The 16,397-nt window shown below is 73.1% G+C and carries 16 protein-coding genes and 1 tRNA gene; 10 read left to right on the plus strand and 7 right to left on the minus strand.

All coding sequences use genetic code 11. From position 1 onward, the window contains the following. From ACFP2E_RS06905 to ACFP2E_RS06925, 5 genes are all read left to right on the plus strand, one after another. Window positions 1–285, plus strand: a 285-nt coding sequence (locus ACFP2E_RS06905) for a uracil-DNA glycosylase family protein (RefSeq protein ID WP_378539303.1), incomplete at its 5' end; no start/stop codon positions are given. A gap of 13 nt (window positions 286–298) precedes the next feature. Next, window positions 299–371, plus strand: a tRNA-Leu gene (locus tag ACFP2E_RS06910). A 24-nt stretch (window positions 372–395) separates the two neighbouring features. Beyond that, on the plus strand, window positions 396–779 hold the full coding sequence (locus tag ACFP2E_RS06915; RefSeq protein ID WP_378522628.1) for a nuclear transport factor 2 family protein: 384 nt from the start codon (window positions 396–398) through the stop codon (window positions 777–779). Window positions 780–902: 123 nt separating this feature from the next. Beyond that, on the plus strand, window positions 903–1,934 hold the full coding sequence (locus tag ACFP2E_RS06920; RefSeq protein ID WP_378522627.1) for a hypothetical protein: 1,032 nt from the start codon (window positions 903–905) through the stop codon (window positions 1,932–1,934). 167 nt (window positions 1,935–2,101) lie between these two features. Then, window positions 2,102–2,986, plus strand: a complete 885-nt coding sequence (locus ACFP2E_RS06925) for a Bax inhibitor-1/YccA family protein (protein WP_378522626.1) — start codon at window positions 2,102–2,104, stop codon at window positions 2,984–2,986. A gap of 83 nt (window positions 2,987–3,069) precedes the next feature. Here ACFP2E_RS06925 and ACFP2E_RS06930 read toward each other — a convergent pair whose 3' ends face one another. Continuing rightward, window positions 3,070–4,128, minus strand: coding sequence for an SGNH/GDSL hydrolase family protein (locus ACFP2E_RS06930; RefSeq protein ID WP_378522625.1), 1,059 nt, complete (start codon window positions 4,126–4,128; stop codon window positions 3,070–3,072). A 115-nt stretch (window positions 4,129–4,243) separates the two neighbouring features. Between ACFP2E_RS06930 and ACFP2E_RS06935 the strand changes: the two genes are divergently transcribed. Both ACFP2E_RS06935 and ACFP2E_RS06940 read left to right on the plus strand, forming a co-directional pair. Further along, complete coding sequence (locus ACFP2E_RS06935) at window positions 4,244–5,647, plus strand: cystathionine beta-synthase (RefSeq protein WP_378522624.1); 1,404 nt, start codon at window positions 4,244–4,246, stop codon at window positions 5,645–5,647. A gap of 47 nt (window positions 5,648–5,694) precedes the next feature. Next, entirely contained in the window at window positions 5,695–6,369 is a 675-nt protein-coding gene (locus ACFP2E_RS06940; protein WP_378522623.1) for a response regulator, read from the plus strand. A gap of 253 nt (window positions 6,370–6,622) precedes the next feature. Here the strand turns inward: ACFP2E_RS06940 and ACFP2E_RS06945 are convergent, their stop codons facing one another. Together ACFP2E_RS06945 and ACFP2E_RS06950 are read right to left on the minus strand one after the other, a co-directional pair. After that, window positions 6,623–8,242: a GAF domain-containing sensor histidine kinase gene (locus tag ACFP2E_RS06945; protein ID WP_378522622.1), complete on the minus strand. Its 1,620-nt coding sequence runs from the start codon at window positions 8,240–8,242 to the stop codon at window positions 6,623–6,625. 49 nt (window positions 8,243–8,291) lie between these two features. Next, window positions 8,292–8,732 carry a pyridoxamine 5'-phosphate oxidase family protein gene (locus ACFP2E_RS06950; RefSeq protein ID WP_378522621.1) on the minus strand — a complete coding sequence of 147 codons (441 nt, stop codon included), beginning with the start codon at window positions 8,730–8,732 and terminating at the stop codon, window positions 8,292–8,294. Window positions 8,733–8,952: 220 nt separating this feature from the next. Between ACFP2E_RS06950 and ACFP2E_RS06955 the strand changes: the two genes are divergently transcribed. Next, window positions 8,953–9,831: a universal stress protein gene (locus ACFP2E_RS06955; protein WP_378522620.1), complete on the plus strand. Its 879-nt coding sequence runs from the start codon at window positions 8,953–8,955 to the stop codon at window positions 9,829–9,831. A gap of 10 nt (window positions 9,832–9,841) precedes the next feature. Here ACFP2E_RS06955 and ACFP2E_RS06960 read toward each other — a convergent pair whose 3' ends face one another. Beyond that, the gene (locus ACFP2E_RS06960) at window positions 9,842–10,237 is read right to left on the minus strand and encodes a YchJ family protein (RefSeq protein ID WP_378522619.1); all 396 of its coding nucleotides are present in this window, start codon (window positions 10,235–10,237) and stop codon (window positions 9,842–9,844) included. 58 nt (window positions 10,238–10,295) lie between these two features. Here ACFP2E_RS06960 and ACFP2E_RS06965 point away from each other — a divergent pair, with 58 nt between their 5' ends. Continuing rightward, window positions 10,296–11,696: a magnesium chelatase gene (locus ACFP2E_RS06965; RefSeq protein ID WP_378522618.1), complete on the plus strand. Its 1,401-nt coding sequence runs from the start codon at window positions 10,296–10,298 to the stop codon at window positions 11,694–11,696. Window positions 11,697–11,723: 27 nt separating this feature from the next. Beyond that, window positions 11,724–13,772 (plus strand): VWA domain-containing protein, encoded by a 2,049-nt coding sequence (locus ACFP2E_RS06970; protein WP_378522617.1) that lies wholly within the window; start codon window positions 11,724–11,726, stop codon window positions 13,770–13,772. Window positions 13,773–13,807: 35 nt separating this feature from the next. Here the strand turns inward: ACFP2E_RS06970 and ACFP2E_RS06975 are convergent, their stop codons facing one another. From ACFP2E_RS06975 to ACFP2E_RS06985, 3 genes are all read right to left on the minus strand, one after another. Further along, a complete protein-coding gene (locus ACFP2E_RS06975) occupies window positions 13,808–14,728 on the minus strand; it encodes an MEDS domain-containing protein (protein ID WP_378522616.1) in 921 nt (306 codons plus the stop codon). A 156-nt stretch (window positions 14,729–14,884) separates the two neighbouring features. Then, a complete protein-coding gene (locus tag ACFP2E_RS06980) occupies window positions 14,885–15,730 on the minus strand; it encodes a cobalamin-binding protein (RefSeq protein ID WP_378522615.1) in 846 nt (281 codons plus the stop codon). 258 nt (window positions 15,731–15,988) lie between these two features. Next, window positions 15,989–16,397 (minus strand): HNH endonuclease signature motif containing protein (locus tag ACFP2E_RS06985; RefSeq protein WP_378539305.1); only part of this gene is annotated, 409 nt, incomplete at its 5' end.

Genomic DNA, 16,397 nt, shown 5'->3' on the forward strand with positions numbered 1-16,397 from the left:
TGCGCGCCGTGGCTCGACCGCGAGCTCGCGCTCGTGGGCGGGTCGGTGCGGGTCGTGGTGACCCTCGGCGCCTACGGCTGGCAGGCGGCCCTCCGGGCCCTGGCGCAGGCCGGCCACGACGTCCCCACCCCGCGGCCGAAGTTCGCCCATGCGGCCGAGGTACCGCTGGACGGCCTCACGGTCCTCGGCTGCTACCACCCCAGCCAGCACAACACGTTCACCGGCCGGCTGACGGGCGCGATGCTCGACGACGTCATCCGGCGGGCGGCCGCGCTGGCAGACTGACGCCGCGACGGCCGCCCCCGTATCCCAACGGCAGAGGAAATCGCCTTAAAAGCGATGAAGTGTGGGTTCGAATCCCACCGGGGGCACATCGACGGTGCATCATGCGTTGCATGAGCGAGCACGACCAGCTCGCAGCGCTCCTGGACAGCTTCAGCGCGGCCTTCGCCGACCAGGACGCGGGGGCGCTGCGCGACCTCTTCGCAGAAGGCGACGCCTCCCTCGTCACCTCCGAGGAGCTGGTGCTCCACCACCGGATGGAGCTCGACCGGTTCTTCGACGCCTACGCCCGGCAGCCGGTGTCGATCGGCTTCGAGTGGGACGTGCGACACGTCGACGTGGTCGAGGACGTCGGCTGGGTGCTGGCCCTCGGCCGTGAGATCGCACGCCACGGCCCGCAGGAGCAGCGCTGGCCCTTCCGGCTGACCCTGGTCACCGTCCGCAGCCCGGAGGGCTGGCGGATCGCCCACGCGCACGCCTCGTCGCCCGCAGCCTGACCGGGCCGGCCTGCGAGGCCGGGACCGGGCGAGCTCGCGCCGCGCAAGGCAACCACAGGGGCTGTCGGCGGCGTCTACAGGGCAGGCCCGGGGACGGTCCCGGCCGTGGATCGGGGGACACACATGAACGTTCTCGGCACCACCCTGGCGCTTGCCGTCGCAGGCCTCGCGCTGGCCACATCGTCGGCACCGGTCGTGTCGACCATGCAGCCCGGCACCTCCACCACGTTCACGACGTCCACCACGTCCACCACGTCCACCACGTCCACCACGTCCACCACGGTCGACCTCAGCCGGCCCGGCACGCTGCCGCGTGGCGAGGACGCCCGGGTGCCCCACAAGGACGGCACCGAGATCGTCGACGGCGACGTGCGCGTCGACCTCGGCACCGAGGACTTCCTGCTCCTGGGCACCTCGGGCGAGGACTACGTGGTCAACCGCTGGACCGGACAGGCTCCGCGTGACCGGATCCTGCGGGTGACCGCCTCCGGGCAGAGGACCGTGCTGCTGCGCGGCCGGGATTCCTGGGGAGCACAGCTCACCGGCGACGGCACCCACCTCATCGCCAGTGACCACCAGCGCCTCACCACGTTCACCACCTATGACGCGTCCAGTGGGCACGAGGTGTCGAACGCCCGTTTCCGGGGCTACCCCGCCCTCCTCGACGCCCGGGCCGGGACCGCCCTGGTCAGCTCCGACGCCCGGTCCCGGACCATCGCGTGGGACTACCTCGACGGCGCCCGCTCCGTCGTGGTCGACCGCGCCGGCTACCACGCGGACCTGGGAGCCGACCGGATCGCCGCCTTCGTCGGTGACCCCTACCGCGACGGGTGCTCGGAGGTCTTCGCCATCAGCGACCCCGACAAGGTGCTGTGGCGCTCCTGCCGGGAGAAGGTGGGCAGCTTCTCGCCCAGCGGCGGGCAGATGGTCACCATGTACATCCTGAGCGACGGCGTGGGTCCGAACCAGGTACGGCAGCGGACGCTGGACGGGACCGCGTTGGTGACCTACACGTCGCGCTGGTTCGGCCTGCTGCAGTGGGAGGACGAGGACACGCTGCTGCTGGATGCCAACGGCCGACGCAAGGGTGCCACCGTGCGGTGCGACCTCGCGGACTGCGAGCGCGCCTCCGACCTCGAGTCGAGCTCCCCCTGACCCGGCCGACCCTGGCTGAGAGCCGGCTGAGAGCGCGATCCGGGGCGGAACAGAAGGGCCCGGTCGCTCGTTGGAATGGCTGGACCCCCCTAGGATGGAGGGGTCCCAGGTGGCCATCAGGGTGATGGCCACCGATGGCCACACCAAGGCCTCCAAGGAGGAGACCAATGCAGAGCAACAACCCGGTGTTCCGTCGTTCGGATGCCTTCAGCGGGGCGTCGTCGAACGCCTACGGCAACCAGACCTACCCGGGCAACGGGGCGAGCTTCCAGGGCTACGGGCAGCAGCCGTACGGCCAGCCCGGCTACGCCGAGCCCGGCGCGCAGCCCGGCTACGGCGTGCCTGCCCAGGCCGGCGCCCCCATGACGATCGACTCGGTCGTCCAGAAGACCGGCATCTCGCTGGCGATCGTGATCGTCGCGGCCGCCCTCACCTGGATGATGACCGGCGACATCACCACCACCGACGGCCAGGGCGCGCTGTACCTCGCGCTGATGGTCGGCTCGTTCGGCGCCTTCGCGCTGGCGATGGTCAACTCGTTCAAGCGGGTCGTCAGCCCGGCCCTGGTGATCGCCTTCGCAGCGCTCGAGGGTGTCGCCCTCGGCGCCTTCAGCAAGGTGATCGACGCCAACTTCGCGACCTCGGGCAGTGGCAGCCTCGTCGTCCAGGCGGTCATCGGCACCTTCGCGGCCTTCGCCGGCACGCTCGCGGCCTACAAGTTCTTCGACATCAAGGTCGGGCAGAAGTTCCGCACGTTCGTCATCGCCGCGATGTTCGGCATGGTCGGTCTCGGCCTGCTCGAGATGGTGCTGGCCGTGTTCGGCAACCAGTTCGGTCTCTTCGGCTTCGGTGCTCTCGGTGCCCTGTTCGCCGTGGCCGGCCTGGTGCTCGGTGTGTTCATGCTGATCCTCGACTTCGACTTCGTCGAGCAGGGCGTGGCCGCCGGCATCCCCGAGCGCGAGTCGTGGCGCGCCGCCTTCGCCATGACGGTCAGCCTGGTCTGGATCTACACCAACCTGCTGCGCCTGCTGGCGATCTTCAACCAGGAGTGAGCTGACCCCACACAGAACGCTCCGGCACCGGGCCGGCGTCCCCTCCGCGGGGCGCCGGCCCTCGTGCGTCCGGCCCGCCGCGGTCAGCGGCGGGCGCCGGCCTCGGCCTGGTCCGAGAGGGCCTCGCTCCCGGTGGTCTCGTCGTCGGCCTCGTCGGGCGCGGTCGTGGTCATCTGCTCGCGGCGGCGGTGGCGCAGCTGCACCCACAGTCCGCGGACGCCACGTCGGGCGCCGGCCACCTCGGTGCCCTCGAGCTCGGTGCCGGGGGTGCGGACCGCCTCGACAGCCGCCCGCGCGACGGGCAGGACGCCCTCGCCACGGTAGGCCTCGGGCTCGAGCTCGTCGTGGCGCACGAGGCCCAGCGCGGCCAGCACGGAGGGCAGCAGCACCGCCGCCAGCGAGCGGTAGCCGTCGGCGGAGGGGTGGAAGCGGTCGGGGCCGAACAGCAGCGCCGGGGCGGCGGCGAACTCCGGTCCGAGGATGGTCGCGAGCGACACCGTCCGGCCTCCCGCCTCGACGACGGCGATGGTCTGGGCGGTCGCCAGGCGGCGCGACCAGGCGCGCGCTACCTGGCGCAGCGGCGGGGCCACGGGTTGGAGCGTCCCGAGGTCGGGGCAGGTGCCGACGACGACCTGGGCGCCGGCCGCGCGCAGCCGGCGTACGCCCTCGGAGAGGTGGGCGACCGACTGGGCCGGCATCACCTGGTGGGTCACGTCGTTGGCGCCGATGAGGACGACTGCCACGTCGGGCTCGGTCGCGATGGCGCGCTCGACCTGGTCGGCGAGGTCGGAGGACCGGGCGCCGACCACCGCGAACTCGCGCAGGTGGACGCGCCGGTCGGCACGCTCGGCGAGGCTGCTGGCCAGCATCGCGCCGGGGGTGTCCTCCACCCGGTCGACGCCGTAGCCCGCGGCGCTGGAGTCGCCGAGCAGGGCCAGCTTGATGGCGGGGCCGGGCCGGCCGCGGCCGTACCAGCCGGTCGCCAGGGGAGGCGGCTCGTCGCGGGGCTCGCCGATCGACTTGCGCGCCAACCACGCCTCGAGGGTCAGCAACCCGTAGAGGGCACCCCCGAGGGCCGACACGCCACCCCCGCCGTAGGCGGCGGCGGAGGCGAGCTTCCGTGCTGCTGCTGCCTTGCCCACCCGGACACTCTACGAGGCGCGTGTCAGCCGTGTCGGCCGGCCGCCGAAGTCGGTCGGAAACCCCGGCGCCGCTGACATTTCCCGGGTTCGGCCCCCGTCGATCTACATTGGCGACGTGCAGTACGTGAACTCGCTCCTCGACCTGATCGGCAACACCCCGCTGCTGCGGCTCTCGCGAACTCTCGACCGCGACCCGGTGGACGCCGGCAAGGGCCCGCTCGTCCTCGCCAAGGTGGAGTACCTCAACCCCGGCGGCTCGGTGAAGGACCGCATCGCCACGCGGATGATCGAGGCCGCCGAGGCCTCCGGTGAGCTCCAGCCGGGTGGCACCATCGTCGAGCCGACCTCCGGCAACACCGGCGTCGGGCTGGCCATGGTCGCCCAGGCGAAGGGGTACAAGTGCGTCTTCGTGTGCCCGGACAAGGTCAGCGAGGACAAGCGGAACGTGCTGCGCGCCTACGGCGCCGAGGTGGTCGTCTGCCCGACAGCCGTCGACCCGTCCCACCCAGACAGCTACTACAGCGTCTCCGACCGGCTCTCGTCGCAGCCGGGCGCGTGGAAGCCCGACCAGTACTCCAACCCGAACAACCCGCGGTCCCACTACGAGACCACCGGGCCCGAGATCTGGAAGCAGACCGAGGGCCGGATCACGCACTTCGTCGCGGGCGTCGGCACCGGCGGGACGATCAGCGGCATCGGTCGCTACCTCAAGGAGCAGAACCCCGACATCAAGGTGATCGGCGCGGACCCCGCCGGCTCGGTCTACTCCGGCGGCAGCGGTCGCCCCTACCTCGTCGAGGGCGTGGGTGAGGACTTCTGGCCCGACGCCTACGACCGCGACGTCGCGGACCGGATCATCGAGGTCTCCGACGCCGACTCCTTCGCCTTCACCCGCCGGCTCGCCCGCGAGGAGGCGCTGCTGGTCGGAGGCTCGTCCGGGATGGCGGCGTACGCCGCGAAGCAGCTCGCCGCCGAGCTCGAGGGCACCCCCGAGGGCGAGGACGCCGTCATCGTGGTGCTGCTGCCCGACTCCGGCCGCGGCTACCTCACCAAGATCTTCAACGACGACTGGCTCGCCCAGTACGGCTTCGAGGTCGAGGGCGCCGCCCGCGACACCCAGACCGTCGGTGAGGTGCTGCGCGGCAAGGACGGCAAGCTGCCCGACCTGGTCCACACGCACCCGTCGGAGACCATCGCCGAGGCGGTCCACATCCTGCAGGAGTACGGCGTCTCCCAGATGCCGGTCGTGCGGGCGGAGCCCCCGATCGTGGCCGCCGAGGTGGCCGGCTCGGTGTCGGAGCGGACGCTCCTCGACGCGCTCTTCGCCGGCACGGCCAAGCTCACCGACCCGGTGGAGGAGCACATGTCCGCGCCGCTGCCGACGGTCGGCTCGAACGAGTCGGCCCGGGGCGCGGTGAAGCTGCTCGAGCACGCCGACGCGGTGCTCGTGCACGAGGACGGCAAGCCGGTCGGCGTGCTCACCCGTCAGGACCTGCTGGCGTTCCTCGCGCGAGGCTGACCCCTTCCTGCCTCCGATTCCTTCCGGGGTGCGGTAGAAACGGGGTTATGGCGGAGTCCGAGGAGTCTCGCAAGATCGGCGTCTACCTGCTCGACGACCACGACGTCGTCCGGGAGGGGCTGCGCTTCCTCCTCGAGCGGACCGACGACATCGAGGTGGTCGGTGAGTCGGCCTCCGCCGTCGACGCGGCCGCCCGGATCCCCGCGCTCCGGCCGGACGTGGCCGTGCTCGACGCTCGGCTGCCGGACGGCTCCGGCATCGAGGTGTGCCGCACCGTTCGGGCGGTCGACCCGACGATCAACGCGCTGATCCTCACGTCGTACGACGACGACGAGGCGCTCTTCGCCGCGATCATGGCGGGCGCGGCGGGCTACGTGCTCAAGGAGATCAAGAGCTCCGACCTGGTGAGCGCGATCCGGCAGGTCGCCGGCGGCAACTCGCTCATCGACCCGTCGCTGACGGCGCGGGTCCTCGAACGGGTCCGCAACGGCCCGGCGACCGCGCCGGAGCTGGCCGACCTCACCGAGCAGGAGCTCACCCTGCTGGGCTACATCGCCGAGGGGCTCACCAACCGCCAGATCGGCGAGCGGATGTTCCTGGCCGAGAAGACGGTCAAGAACTACGTGTCGAGCATCCTCGCCAAGCTCGGTCTCGAGCGACGCACCCAGGCTGCGGTGCTGGCGTCGCGGCTGCTCGGGCCGCAGGACGGTAGCCGTCACTGACGGTCGTCGCATGCGGTTCCGTCGTCCGGGTGACCTGTAGCACCGGCCGGGAGGACCATCGGCCCTGCGTGGCTCCCGGCGGGTGCGCCACGCTTGCTGTGCCCGGTCAAAGCGTCTCCCGAGGGGGGCTCGGCGACGCGTTCCGGGTCCAGGACCGGCGGTCACCCGCCACCCCCGGGGCGGGTGGCCGTCCGGCTGGTCAGGGCCTGTCAGGGGCCTGTCAGGGGCCTGTCAGGGCCCCGGGCTGAGCCGGTCAGGGCAGCGGGACGCGCCACACGACGGTGGTGCCGCGCGGGTCTCCGGGGCGGACCTCGAAGGTCCCGCCGAGGTCGAGCGCCCGCCGCCGCACGTTGCGCAGGCCGCTCTCGCGCTGGCCCTGGCCCATGCCCACGCCGTCGTCGGCGACGACGAGCTGGAGCTCGTGGTCGCCCACGCTCACCTCCACGTCGGCGTGGTCGGCGAGGGCGTGCCGGGCGACGTTGGAGACCGCCTCCCGGAGCACCGGGAGCAGCTGGTCGCGGACGTCCGGGGGGACCGCGGTGTCGATGGGGCCGCTCGTCTGGACCGTGGGCGTGAAGCCGAGCACCGGCACGTAGTCACGGACGAGGGTGCGGATCTCGGCCCGCAGCGAGCTCGTCTGCTTGTTCTGCAGCTCGAAGATGGTGCCGCGGATCGCCTTGATCGTCAGGTCGAGGTCGACGACCGCCTCGTCGAGCCGGCTCGCCACCTCGGACCGGCCGGCGAGCAGGCCGATGCCCTGCAGCTGGAGCCCGGTCGCGAACAGCCGCTGGATCACGACGTCGTGGAGGTCGCGGGCGATGCGCTCCCGGTCGGAGATGACCGCGAGCTCCTCGCGGTCGGCCACCGCCTGCGCGCGGTCGAGGGCGAGGGCGGCCTGGTCGGCGAAGGAGGCGAGCAGCTCGTCCTCCTCCACGTCGTCCTCGCGGACGCCGGCGTCGAAGACGGCCACCAGGGCGCCGGCCCGGGCGAGGTGGGCCCGGAGCGGCAGCACGACGAGCCGCAGGTCGCCGATGACCAGCTCCTGCGGGTCCTTGCGCTCGGCCAGGTCGACGCGCTCTGCCGCCTCCTCGAGCGCCGCGATCACGCGTGCCTCGTCGGCGGGGTCCGCGGCGAGGCTGCGCACCGGGTCCTCGGCGACGGTGCTCAGCACCGCGCTGGCAAGTGCCCGCGACAGCGCGCGGGCGCTGAGCGTGATCTGCTCGAGTGCCCGGTTGAGCTGGATCGGTGGCTGCAGGATGTCGGTCAGCTCGGAGGTCGCCTCGAGGAACTGGCGGCGACGCTCGCTGAGGCCGTAGGCGCGGGCGTTCTCGATGACGAATCCGGCGGTGCCGGCCAAGGCCTCGACCAGCACCTCGTCGGTGGTCGTGAAGTCCTGGCCGCCGGCCTTCTCCGTGAGGTAGAGGTTGCCGAACACGGTGCCGCGGACCCGGACCGGCACGCCCAGGAACGTCGTCATCGGCGGGTGGTTGTCCGGGAACCCGAAGGACTTGGCGTGCGCCTTGAGGTCGTGGAGCCGGATCGCCTCCGGCTGGTCGATCAGCAGGCCGAGGATGCCCCGGCCGACCGGGAGGTCGCCGATGGCCTGCTGCTCGCGCTCGCCGATCCCCGTGGTGACGAACTCGACCAGCGAGCCGTCCGCGCCGATGACGCCCAGTGCGCCGTAGCGGGCGCCGGTCAGCTCGGTGGCGGCCTCCACGATGCGCGAGAGCACGCTGCGCATGTCGAGGTCGGACGCGATGGCGTTGACGGCCTCGAGCAGCGCCTGCGCGGAGGGCGGCAGGCCCGGCGTCGCTGCCGCGGGCTCGGACTGCGAGCCGGCGTGGGCGTCGTCGGTGGACGGCTCGTGGGGCACACCCACATCATGCGTCATCCCGTGGCTCCCCGGTGGCCGACGGGCGGGGTCAGAGCATGCGGCGGACCGGCGTGCTCATCGCCGGGTCCCAGCCGCTGCCGAGGCGTCGGCCGGTGAGCTCGTTCCAGCGGAGCCGGACGAAGAGGGACCGGACGCCGGTCGCCCAGGGGCGCGGCTCCCACTGCTCGCGGATGTGCTCGAGCTCGTCGGAGTCCTGCACCACGTCGGCACGGCCCCGCACCAGCACGCTCCAGCCGCGCTGGTTCTCGTGGTCGATGTGGTCGACCTCGAAGGCCAGCGTCGTGTCCCGGCCGTAGGTGCCGAGCATGCTGTAGGGCGAGGTGCGCACGATGATCGCGTCGTCCACGACCGAGTAGTTGACGGGGATGATGTGCGGCCCGTCCGGGGTGGACAGCGCCACCCGGCCTGCGACGCCGCTGCGAAGCAGGTCCACGCACTCGTCGTGGCTCAGCTCGTGAAGATCGGGCACGGGACACCTCCGTTGACGTCGGAGCGACCCCGGACGGGATCGGCTGCTGAATCGATCGTCCGTCCCCGGAGGGGGGTCGGCTCAGGGTCGTTGGTCCCGACCCGGTGGTGCCACGGGCCCTCGCTCGGCCCGCTGCGGTGCCCGAGAGTGGAGGCGTCGGACCGGCCGGTCCCACCGCACCTGCCGGAATCCCCGCAGTCCCCGTGCGTCAGGAGCCCCCATGAGCGACCTCGTCCCCGCTGGCACCATCGTCGTCGGACTCGACGGCTCGCACTCCTCAGGCCGGGCGCTGGGCTGGGCCATCGACCAGGCGGTGCTCGAGCACCGCCCGCTGACCCTCGCGCATGCCGTCGTCCCCGAGGGGGCCGTCTGGCTCGACGCCTCCGGCAACGACCACCGCGTCGGCGTCGAGACGACCCGCACGGAGGGGCACGACCTGCTGAACCGGGCGCGTGAGGAGATCGACCGCCGCGCCCCCGGGCTCGAGGTGCACGAGGTGCTCCGCGTGGCCGACCCGCGCGACCTGCTGCTCGCGCTCAGCGAGGACGCGGCGATGGTGGTCGTGGGCTCGCGTGGCCGAGGACCGGTGCGCAGCCTGCTGCTGGGCTCGGTCGGGGTCGCCGTCACCCGGCACGCCCGCTGCCCGGTCGTCGTCCACCGTCCCGGTGACCCGTCCCGCGTGCGGCACGGCATCGTCGTCGGTGTCGACGCCACGCCGGCGGCCCGCACCACGCTCGAGTTCGCCTACCGCCAGGCGTCGCTTCGCGACCTGCCGCTGACGGTCGTCCACTGCTACTGGTCCGTCGGCGGACCCGCCGCCGCCGAGCAGGTCGCGGCCGACGCGCAGGAGCAGCGGCTGCTGCTGGCCGAGACGATCTCCGGCATGGCGGAGAAGTTCCCGGACGTCCACGTGCACACGCAGGTGGCCCGCGGCCTGGTCGACGACGTCCTGGTCCGCGCCGGGGAGGAGACCCACCTCGTCGTGGTCGGTGGCCACCACGGCGGAGCCGCGTCCGAGGTGCTCTTCGGGTCGGTGGCCTCGTCCGTGGTCGAGCACGCCACCTGCCCGGTCGCGGTGGTGCCGCTGACGCGGTTCTGACGGATACCGGTCAGGTCACGTCGCCGTCGACGTAGACCCAGCGCCCCGCACGCCGCTCGAAGCGGCTGCGCTCCTGCATGACCCCGGATCCGCCGGGCGCGTCGTAGTGGGCGCGGAACTCGACCTCGCCGGTGTCGTCCTCGGGGCCACCGGCGACGGTGTCGACGATCGCGAGCCGGGTCCACACCAGCCCGGGCGTCGGCGTCATGTCCGACGGCCGGGTACGGGGGTGCCAGGTGCGGAAGACGTAGCCGAGCTCGCCGACGGCGTACGCCGCGTAGCGCGACCGCATCAGCCGCTCGGCGGTCTCGGCCAGGCCGCGCCCGCGGTGCAGCGGGCCGCAGCAGGCGGCGTACAGCGTGGGCGAGCCACAGGGGCACGCGTCGCGGAGGCCGGGGGAGCGCACGCCCGCACGCTACCTGCGACGCCGGGGCGGCCCTTCCCCGGTCGGCTAGCGTGAGGTGGTGGTCACGACGAGCACGTCCGCCCCGTCCCCCTGCACCGTCGGCGAGCTCCGCGCCGGCGGTCACGTGCACAAGCACGTCCGCCAGGAGATCCGCGACAACCTCCTCGCGCGGCTCGCCGCCGGCGAGGACCCGTGGCCCGGCCTCCACGGCTTCGACGACACGGTGGTCCCGCAGCTCGAGAGGGCGCTGATCGCCGGTCACGACGTCGTGCTGCTCGGTGAGCGGGGCCAGGGCAAGACCCGGCTGCTGCGCACCCTCGTCGGCCTGCTGGACGAGTGGACGCCGGTCATCGCCGGCTCCGACCTCGGCGAGCACCCCTACGACCCGGTCTCGCCGGAGTCGCTGCGCCGCGCCGCCGAGCTCGGCGACGAGCTGCCGGTGGCGTGGCGCCACCGCGACGAGCGGTACGCCGAGAAGCTCGCCACCCCCGACACCAGCGTCGCCGACCTCATCGGTGACGTCGACCCGATGAAGGTCGCCGAGGGCCGCACCCTCGGCGACCCGGAGACGATCCACTTCGGCCTGATCCCGCGGAGCCACCGCGGGATCGTCGCGATCAACGAGCTCCCCGACCTCGCCGAGCGGATCCAGGTCGCGATGCTCAACGTGATGGAGGAGCGCGACATCCAGATCCGCGGCTACGTGCTGCGGCTGCCGCTCGACGTGCTGGTCGTGGCCAGCGCCAACCCCGAGGACTACACCAACCGCGGTCGGATCATCACCCCGCTCAAGGACCGGTTCGGTGCCGAGATCCGCACCCACTACCCGGTCGAGCTCGAGGACGAGGTCGCCGTCATCCGGCAGGAGGCGCACCTCGTGGCCGACGTCCCGGCGTACCTGCTGGAGATCCTGGCGCGGTTCACCCGCCACCTGCGCCAGTCCAGCAGCGTCGACCAGCGCAGCGGCGTCTCCGCGCGCTTCGCGATCGCGGGGGCCGAGACGATCGCGGCCGCCGCGCTGCACCGCGCCACCCGCCAGGGCGAGCCCGAGGCCGTGGCCAGGGTCGTCGACCTCGAGACGGCCGTCGATGTGCTCGGCGGCAAGGTCGAGTTCGAGTCCGGCGAGGAGGGTCGCGAGCGAGAGGTGCTCGAGCACCTGCTGCGCACGGCGACCGCCGAGACGGTCCGCCACCACCTGCGGGGGCTCGACCTCGGCCTGCTGGTCGAGGCCATCGAGAACGGCGCCATGGTCACCACCGGCGAGCAGGTCACCGCCCGCGACTTCCTCGCCGGGCTGCCGGTGCTGGGGGAGTCGGAGCTCTACGACGACGTCTGCGACCGGCTCGGCGCCACCAACGACGGGCAGCGCGCCGGGGCGGTCGAGCTCGCGCTGGAGGGGCTCTACCTGGCCCGCAAGGTCAGCAAGGACGTGGACGGGGCGGAGACGGTCTATGGCTGAGGCGGTGCCCGGGGCGCGAGGACGCCCGTGAGCAGGCCCCGGTCGCGCTACTCCCGCTACGACGGCGGGCCGGACCCGCTCGCCCCGCCGGTCGACCTCGCCGAGGCGCTCGACGCCATCGGCGAGGACGTCATGGCCGGGACCTCGCCGGAGCGGGCGATGCGCGAGTTCCTGCGTCGGGGTGGCCGCGACCGGACCGGCCTCGACGACCTCGCCCGGCGCGTCGCCGAGCGGCGCCGCGACCTGCTGCAGCGGCACCGCCTCGACGGCACGCTGGAGGAGGTCCGGGAGCTCCTCGACCGGGCGGTCCTCGAGGAGCGCAAGCAGCTCGCCCGCGACGTCGACCTCGACGACACCGACCGGGCCTTCCGGGAGATGCGGCTGGACGGGCTGCCGGCGTCGACGGCGGCCGCGGTGAGCTCGCTGTCGTCGTACGACTGGCAGTCGGCGCAGGCACGCGAGGACTACGAGCGGATCAAGGACCTGCTCGGCCGGGAGATGCTCGACCAGCGGTTCGCCGGCATGAAGCAGGCGCTGGAGAACGCCTCGGACGAGGACCGCGAGGCGGTCAACCGGATGCTGGAGGACCTCAACGACCTCCTCGAGAAGCACGGCCGCGGCGAGGACACGGCCGAGGACTTCCAGCGCTTCATGGAGCAGCACGGCGACTTCTTCCCCGAGAACCCCCAGAACGTCGAGGAGCTACTCGACTCGCTGGCGCAGCGGGCCGCCGCGGCGCAGCGACTGCGGAACTCGCTGTCACAGGAGCAGCGCGACGAGCTCGACGCCCTCGCCGCGCAGGCGTTCGGCTCACCGCAGCTGATGCAGTCACTTGACCGGCTCGACCAGAACCTCCGGAGCCTCCGGCCCGGCGAGGACTGGGGCGGCGCCGAGGGGTTCGAGGGCCAGGAGGGGGTCGGGCTCGGCGACGGCACCGGAGTCCTCCAGGACCTCGCCGAGCTCGACGAGCTGGCCGAGCAGCTCTCGCAGTCCTACAGCGGCGCGCGGCTCGACGACGTCGACCTGGACGCCCTCGCCCGCCAGCTGGGCGCCGAGGCGGCGGTCGACGCCCGCACCCTGCAGCGGCTCGAGCAGGCGCTGCGCGACTCCGGCTACCTGCGCCGCGGCTCCGACGGTCGGCTCCGGCTCAGCCCCCAGGCGATGCGGCAGCTCGGCCGGGCGCTGCTGCGCGACGTCGCGCGCCGGATGTCCGGCCGGCAGGGCCAGCGCGACCTGCGGCAGGCCGGCGCGGCGGGGGAGCTGAGCGGCGCCAGCCGGGAGTGGGCGTTCGGCGACACCGAGCCGTGGGACGTCACACGCACCGTCGGCAACGCCGTACGCCGGACGGTTGCCGAAGGCGGCCGGCTGCGGGACTCCTCGGGGCGACCGCGGCTGCGGCTCGACATCCGCGACGTCGAGGTGAGCGAGACCGAGGCGCGCACCCAGGCGGCGGTCGCGCTACTGGTCGACACCTCGTTCTCGATGGCGATGGACGGCCGGTGGATCCCGATGAAGCGCACCGCCCTCGCGCTGCACACGCTGATCCGCACCCGCTTCCGCGGCGACCACCTCCAGCTGATCGGCTTCGGCCGGCACGCCGAGGTCATGGAGATCGAGCAGCTCACCGCGCTGGACGCGCTGTGGGACAAGGGCACGAACCTCCACCACGCGCTGCTGCTGGCGAACCGCCACTTCCGCAAGCACCCGCAGGCGCAGCCGGTGCTGTTGGTCGTGACCGACGGGGAGCCGACGGCCCACCTTGAGCCGGACGGCGAGGTCTGGTTCTCCTACCCGCCCCACCCGCTGACGATCGCCTACGCGATCCGCGAGCTCGACCGCGCCGGCCGCTTCGGCGCGCAGACGACGTTCTTCCGGCTGGGCGACGACCCGGGGCTGGCGCGGTTCGTCGACTCGATGGCCCGGCGGGTGGACGGCCGGGTGGTCGCCCCCGAGCTCGACGACCTCGGCGCCGCGGTGGTCGGCAGCTACCTCGGGGCGCGTGGCTCCGGCGGCCCGGGCGGCGCGGGCGACTACGCGGACTGGTTCGGCAGCCGGGGCTTCTGGGTCGGCGACTGAGCCCGCGCGGCTCAGGCGGACGGGTCAGGGGCGGCTCAGGCGGTGGGGCCGAGCTCGGCCCAGATCACCTTGCCGCTGGGCAGCGAGTCGCAGCCCCAGCGCCGGGCCAGCGCCTCGACGATGGCCATGCCGCGGCCGTCGGCCGCGTCCTGCTGCGCGTCCCGCTGGGTCGCCTCGCCGGCGCTGGTGTCCTGCACGGACACGCAGACGACACCTACCCCGCGGTCGATCGAGACCCGGAACGGCGACCGGGCGTGCAGCACCGCATTGGTCGCGAGCTCGGACGCGATGAGCGTGCCATCGCCGGCCAGGTGGTCCTCCCGCCATGCCCGCAGCGTCTCGTCGACGAAGCGGCGCACGGCGCCGATGGACTCGGGCACCGGCAGGAACACACGCGAGGGGAGACCGGGACGCGAGGACTCCGGGCTGTCGGGGGTGCCGGTGTAGCTCGGCGGTGGCAGCACCCGGGAGTGGTGGGCGCACACCTGGTGGAGGTCGGCGAGCCGGGAGCTGTCGAGGTGGAGCGTCGGGTAGGCGCACAGCAGCTCGAAGCCCTCGTCGGCGATGAGGTCGTTCCAGAGGACCTCCAGCTCGAGGGCGCCGGTGACGTTGCCGTCCTCCCAGAGCACGTTGACCATCTCGCCGAAGAACCGGACCGGTGAGCCGTCGTCGCGGGCGTCGGAGATGAAGCGGCCGATGGTGGCGCGGAACCGATCGGGGTCCGGGCTGCCGTCGCGCAGGAAGGCGCCGAGCGTCATCTCGGCGTCGAGCGGGACGTAGCGCTGGCGGTCGTGCTGGACGTCGGCGTCGACACCGAGGCTTCGCATCGCGGCCTCCACGCCGAGGCGGTGCGGCTCGGTGAGGACAACCACGGCCCGGTCACCGTCGGCGAGGCCGTCGGCGATGAAGCGCGCGACAGTAGCCACGAGCTCCTGCTCGTGGTCGTAGAAGCTCACCGCATGTCGGTGCGGCGCAGCATCCACCTGCCCCATCTCGCCATCGTACGTCCCCACTGGGCGTACGGAGCGGCTGAGATGCAGTTTTCAACTGTCGGACGGTCTGGTCCAGACGTCGCGGCACCCCTGGGGGTGGGTCGGCTGGGGGTGGATCGGCTACGGGTGGAGCAGCGCGGCGAGGTGCTCGACGCCGTCGACCAGCCGGGTGCCGGGACGCGCCCAGGCGGCGTTGGCGTCGACGGGGTGCGCCGGCACGCCCGGCGGCAGCACGCCCTGCGCGACGAGCTCGCGGGCGAGGGTGGTGGCACCGGCCAGGTCGTAGCCGCAGGGCGCCACCACGACGACGTCGGGGGCCGCGTCGGCGACCGCCTCCCAGGTGGTGCGCCGCGACTTCTCCCCGGCCGTCCCCAGCAGCGGCTCGCCACCCGCGGCCTCGATCATCTCCGGGACCCAGTGCCCGGGCGCGAACGGCGGGTCCGTCCACTCCAGCAGCATCACCCGCGGGCGGGGCCGCCCCGCGACCCGGCGTCGTACGGCGTCGAGGCGGGCGCGCTGGTCGGCGACGAGCGCCGCCGCGTCCGGCTCGTGGCCGGTCGCCTTGCCGAGGACGAGGATCGACTCCAGCACCTCGTCGAGGGTGTGCGGGTCGATCGTGAGGACCTCGGCCGTGCAGCCGAGGTGGGCCAGCGCGTCGTCGACCACGCTGACGTCGACGGCGCACACCGCGCAGAGGTCCTGGGTGACGACGAGGTCGGCGTCGAGGCCGGCGAGCGCACCCTCGTCGAGGTGGTAGAGGTCCTCGCCGCGGGCCATCGCCTCCGCGACGAAGGCGTCGATCTCCGCCGGGAGCAGGCGCTCCGGCATCGCCGAGGTCGACACGATCGTCCGGTTCCGTGCCTCGGCAGGGAAGTCGCACTCGAACGTCACGCCCACGACGTCCTCGCCCGCCCCGATCGCGAACAGGATCTCGGTCGTCGACGGCAGCAGGGACACGATCCTCACGCCCCGACCCTACGCACGCCCCACGGCCTTCGGCCGCCGAGCCCGGCACCGGTGGTTGAGGTGCGCGCGGAGCGAGCCCCGAAGCCCCCCGCAGCCGGTGCAGGGCGGTGACCAACGGTGGTCGAGCCCGTCGAGAACCGGTGAGGTGCGCAGGGCGGCGACCACACGTGGGTCGAGCCCGTCGAGACCCCCGAAACCGGGGTGGTGACATGCCCGTGCCCCCGCCGACCATGCCTGGCGGGGTGTGGGGCGGGGCAGCTACTGCTCGGGCGGATCCGTGGACCGGTGCGCCTCGACGATGCGGCGTCGGGTGGCGTCGGGGTCGGGGGTGACGTCGCGGGTGCCGGTCTCGTCACGCAGGTAGGCGTGGCCGTGCGGTGAGCGCCAGAGGAAGACGCCGTCGTCGACGTGGGTGTACGACCACCCGCCGTGGGTCTTGAGCCGGTGGTGCTTGCGGCACAGGGCGGCGAGGTTGCAGCGACACGTCGGTCCGCCTGACTCGCCGTGGGGGATGACGTGGTCGTGGTCGCAGGCCCGTGCTTTGCGGGTGCACCAGGGGAAGACGCAGTGGTGGTCGCGGTCGTCGACCAGGTCCGCGAGCCGGTCGGGCACCTCGTAGGCCCCCACGGGCGCGCAGCCGGACGGATCGACCACCGGCTTCACGACG

This window comes from Nocardioides sp. GCM10027114 (genome assembly GCF_042659625.1).
GTDB lineage: Bacteria > Actinomycetota > Actinomycetes > Propionibacteriales > Nocardioidaceae > Nocardioides.